4 protein-coding genes are annotated in these 4,694 nt (G+C 47.2%); all 4 read right to left on the bottom strand.

What is annotated here, in order from left to right:
• On the bottom strand, positions 1–755 hold a 755-nt coding region (locus Q3886_RS08450), incomplete at its 3' end, for a HipA domain-containing protein (RefSeq protein ID WP_301860932.1).
• Positions 755–1,015, bottom strand: a complete 261-nt coding sequence (locus Q3886_RS08445) for a hypothetical protein (RefSeq protein ID WP_301860930.1) — start codon at positions 1,013–1,015, stop codon at positions 755–757. The genes Q3886_RS08450 and Q3886_RS08445, both read right to left, overlap by 1 nt.
• A 132-nt stretch (positions 1,016–1,147) precedes the next feature.
• A complete protein-coding gene (locus tag Q3886_RS08440) occupies positions 1,148–4,219 on the bottom strand; it encodes a type I restriction endonuclease subunit R (protein WP_301860929.1) in 3,072 nt (1,023 codons plus the stop codon).
• Positions 4,220–4,234: 15 nt separating this feature from the next.
• The coding region (locus tag Q3886_RS08435) for a restriction endonuclease subunit S (protein ID WP_301860928.1) at positions 4,235–4,694 on the bottom strand (460 nt) is incomplete at its 5' end.

Genomic DNA, 4,694 nt, shown 5'->3' with positions numbered 1-4,694 from the left:
ATTTTTTCCATGTCTATGGCGGGCACTATTCGTCGTAACGCAGCATTACAGTCCGTATTCTGCAGTGATGAGATAAAGTCAAAGTAATTAATTTTTTTGTCCCGTATCTTGATGGCTGACGTAGGGAATACATAGATACGGTTCTGGATTTCTGCTGGATTCTTTAGAATCTTCTCCATTTGTTCTTCATTTGGTTTTGGATATAAGCATGATCCACAGTCATAAACCGGAGCTAGTTTAGCTTCTTCTTTTTCTTCATTAATCAATATTCCCCAGTTGCCATTATGCCGATCGAAATTCCCCAAAAACGCATCGGCAATCAACATGTCCCAAAACCGTGTTTTCATCTCTTCCGGAGATACCAGATCCTGTTCCTGAATGGCATTTAAAATAGTAGATAACTCCGTTCCGTAGCCATTTTCTGAACTGTCAATACACGTATTCTTCAGCGCAGAAAATTCTGTCAGGTGAAATCCATCCTGATTGAAGTCTTCACAGGCTACGACTACTTTACCATTATATGTCCCCAATAAGGTATCCTGAGCAGGTATACCAAGGGACTGAAAAATATGGCAGCCCAAATACTCACTGACACAACTGTTATTGTAACTGGTCGGTGTTTTTTCTTTCTTCAGTGCAGGGAATTTCAGCATATAATTGGTATCGTTGTAGATAATACCAATTTTACTGCCGTTTGCTCCACCGTATGTTTTGAAACGATTGCGCTTGCAAGCAGAAAAATCAATCATCTCCATCACTCCATTCCTAGGTACTTCTTGCGTAAATACCGGGCCTGTTCATCATTGATTTCATGGCCGTACAGGACCAGATTGATAGACCCATATACTTCATCTTCCAGGCAGTCCACATGCAGGCAATCCGGATCTTTTTCTCCTTCCACGAGAGCATCTATATCATGCTGCAAATATCCTGGCAGATTCACTTCTAAATAGGATTTGTCCACAGGCTTTCCATCGCTGCCATAGTCCATCTGCATCGGCTCCTTCTTCACCATTATAAACGCCCCCTTTCGTTACTCTCCATGATACAGGGTTTCTGTGCAGAAACGCAATACGCGAAAATGCCTTTCTGCACAGATATCTGTACCGGCAACATTGGTCATCCCATCTGTGCAATCCTCTCCCTGTTACGTCCGGTCCAGCAGTTTCTGCAGCTTCTGTACATAGAGCTCCCGAATCGCTGTCAGCAGAAGGCGCCAGTATTTCAGCCCCGTGCCGGGATGTTTTTTCTGGTATTCTTTCGGATAGGAATTTTTCTTCAGGGCATCCTGGTTATCCTGCTTGTCCCCTAACGCTTTGCCCAGATCATAGGTATGGATAAAGAAATCCAGGGCGTCCGGATCGACGCACCATTCTTCAGCAAATTCATGAATCAGGCGCTGTATCCGCCCATGAATCCGTTCATTCATAACATCGACAAAGTTCTGATTGATAAACTGCGACGGATTGTCCTGATATTCCTTCCAGATTTCTTCCAGTACTTCCGCCCGTATGGGATTGGTCTTGCGGAACTGGCCAATTTCTTCGTTAATTTCTTCAAAGAGTTTCTGGTTCTTGCCGGCCTCTTCGATAATCAGTGCCGATTCATCGGAACGGGTAGCTTCCATAAGCCGCAGGATATAGTCTTCGTCAATCTGATCCATCTGATAGCAGCGCAGGTCATAGCTGACTGCCAGATTAATTTCGGGATCGTCTGTTTCTTTGGCTTTCTTCAGCTCTTCTTTGACGTTGTTGAACTTGCCGCTGTACTCTTCAATCGTCTTTTCATCAATCTGGTAATCTTTCTGCAGCTTCTTGTCCTGATACTCGGAATAGACCTGTAAGTCTGAATAGGCATCATCGAATTCCCGGTAGGCCTTCAAAAACCGGATTTTTTCCTTCTGGCTCAGGGAACTGACCGCTTCCGGAGTCAACGCGATCTGCCGCAGCGCCTGGATGGCTTTTGTAAATCGTTCTTCTGCTTCCTGCCAGGACGGAGCCTGGACGTAGCTGCCGCCGCCAGCGGAGTACAGCTGCATGGCATTATCTACGGCCTTCTTGAAATGAGCCGGAACCTGGAAGATGACAATCTGGCCAAACCGTTTCTGACTGTCATAGAGACGGTTCGTCCGGGAAAAGGCCTGAATAATTCCATAGGACCGCATGGGCTTGCGGTCAATAAAGAGCGTCGAAAGAGACGGCGCATCGAATCCCGTCAGCAGCCGGTCCACGACGATGACCAGATCCAGCTGGGCCTCCCTGACGTGGTACATCTTCTTTTTCCGGGCCAGTCGGTCATTAATATTACTGTTGTACGCATCGAGCTGTTCCATCGTGTACTGCGTGCCAAACATGGCATTATAGTCGGCCATAGACGCTTTCATCTGGTCCTGGTTGCACGAATCGTTTTCGCCATTTTCTCCGACTGAATAGGTAATGGCCACTTTCGGGAAATCAGACAGCTGCTTTTGAATCTCTTCCGAAATGGCAACAGTCGGTTCCTTTCCATCCCGTACTTTCCGGAACAGCTGATAATATCGCTGGGCCTGCTTGATAGAGCTCGTCGTCAAAAGGGCCGTGTACGTATTGCCTTTACCGCGGTTCAAGCCCAGTTTTCCGGCAGACTTGTTGATAATAAAATCGACGACCTGCAGCATATGCCGTTCATCTTCATAGGCCCTGTCGAGGATTTTTTCCCGCTGCAGTGCCGTTTCCAGATGATATCCATCGTCATCGGCTGTCCAGGTCACCTGGTTCTGCCTGGCCAGGCCGTTCATGTCCACTGTGTTGTGATATTCGACCTGAAAGCCCAGGACGGCCCCATCGTGGAGAGCTTCTTTAATGGTGTACTTGTGAAGGCATGAGCCGTACTGTTCTTCTGTCGTTGCCGGCAAATCTCCCGGGCTGTCCTTGGCGTCTTCGCTAAATATAGGCGTTCCTGTAAAGCCATACCATAAAGGATGGGAAAAATACTGATTCAGCTGCTGCTGCGCCTGCGGCGTAACAGCACGGTGACATTCATCGACGACAAAAACCGGATGCAGGGCATGAAGTTTCTCATAGGGCTTCGTACCTTCCGGATAACGGCGCATGACGTTCTGCAGCTTCTGAATCGTCGTAACTACGACATTCTTTGTATGGGCCTGCAGCTTTTTCACCAGGTCGCCGGTGTTGTCTGTTTTGCTGACGTCAATCGTGTCATAGGCGGCATAGGCCTGAAAGGCACCAGTCGTCTGATTATCCAGGTCACGGCGGTCCACGATAAAGATAACTTTTTCCACGCTGGGAATCTGCGTCAGATAATGGGCCACTTTATAGGACGTCAGGGTCTTGCCGGACCCCGTCGTATGCCAGATATAGCCCGACTGGGTACCGCCGCCCAGATAGGGATTAACAGCGTCGTGAATAGCCTGAATAGCGTGAATCTGGTAGGGCCGCAGCATGATGATGGCCTTCCGTTCGCTGTCCAACACGGTATACTGGGATACCATCTGATGAGCTGCCGGAATAGACAAGACAGCTTCGGCAAATTCCAGATAGTCCGTTACAGGGGTATTCCTGGCATCCAGCCAGTTGGACAGGAATTTTTCGTTCAGCTCGCTTTCGGACGCCGTAGCAATATAGCGGGTATCCGTAGCATTGGAGACAACAAACATCTGGAGGGACGAGAAAATATCCCGGAAGGCCCCTTCCTTGAGGTACTTCTTGATCTGATTGAATGCTTCCTTATAGGGATGGCTGCGATTCTTCAGTTCTATGTGAATCATGGGGATGCCGTTGATCAACAAGGTCACATCGCCGCGGCGATTGCGATTCATGACATCCAGATGGGGAAATTCCACCTGATGCACCACTTCATAGACGGAAGAGCCGCCGGCTATGTTGGCCCGCTGAAAGACAACGGGATAGACAGCACCGAGAGAGGCATCTTCCCGCTGAATGCGGACGCGAACAATGCCGTTTTCCCCCATGAGCCACTTGGCAGCATCATAGAAGGTCGGAAAGCGCAGCTGGTTCTGCACCTGCTGAAACTCGTTGTCCGTCAGAGGATGGTCATCAAAGAGCTCTTTATTGTTCTGAATCAAAATCTTACGGAAATTCTGCCAGAGATCGTCGAAGGTACGCAGGTCATCGCGGAAGGTCCACTGCGACTTCCCCTGTGTGAGCTGATGGATCAGCTTGTCTTCTATACTGGCTTCTGATTCAAAGGCTGTGGTCATAGCGATTCATCTCCTTTATACAAACAGGTTCTGGAGCATATATTTCTTGAGTGTCTGCAGCTGGTCACATTTGCGTTGCTGAAGAGTGATGAGGGTATCAAGTGTTTTAAAATGTTCCCCTATCTTACACTGTTCAGCTAGAATAGGAATTTGGGTTTTTAACTTAGAAAACTCTGATTTATTAATAATCTGCATTGTTCCAGTTGCAGCCATACTCTTCATTGTATTAGACCATATTTCACTCGCCGTTAAAAGAAAATAGGCATTATTGTCTTTCGTAGGTATAAGAGCATTAATCTGCTGATTAAAACTACCTTTTACAGTAAGTAAAGTATTTTTTCCAATACTTGCAATACAAGTACAAAGTATCGTATTGGCAGGAACAACACGAGCAACCTTTTCGCCTTTTTTACTTAATTTTTGGGGAGTATCTGATATCGTAAGTGAATCAATATCTGTAGGTGTAACCCAGGGA

It is taken from the genome of uncultured Megasphaera sp. (genome assembly GCF_958350005.1).
GTDB lineage: Bacteria > Bacillota > Negativicutes > Veillonellales > Megasphaeraceae > Megasphaera.
This window is presented reverse-complemented; position numbering and strand designations above follow the sequence as displayed.

Excerpts from the sequence above, each read along its gene's own strand:
- Q3886_RS08445 (WP_301860930.1), bottom strand. The coding sequence starts at position 1,015 with ATGGTGAAGAAGGAGCCGATGCAGATGGACTATGGCAGCGATGGAAAG.
- Q3886_RS08440 (WP_301860929.1), bottom strand. The coding sequence starts at position 4,219 with ATGACCACAGCCTTTGAATCAGAAGCCAGTATAGAAGACAAGCTGATC.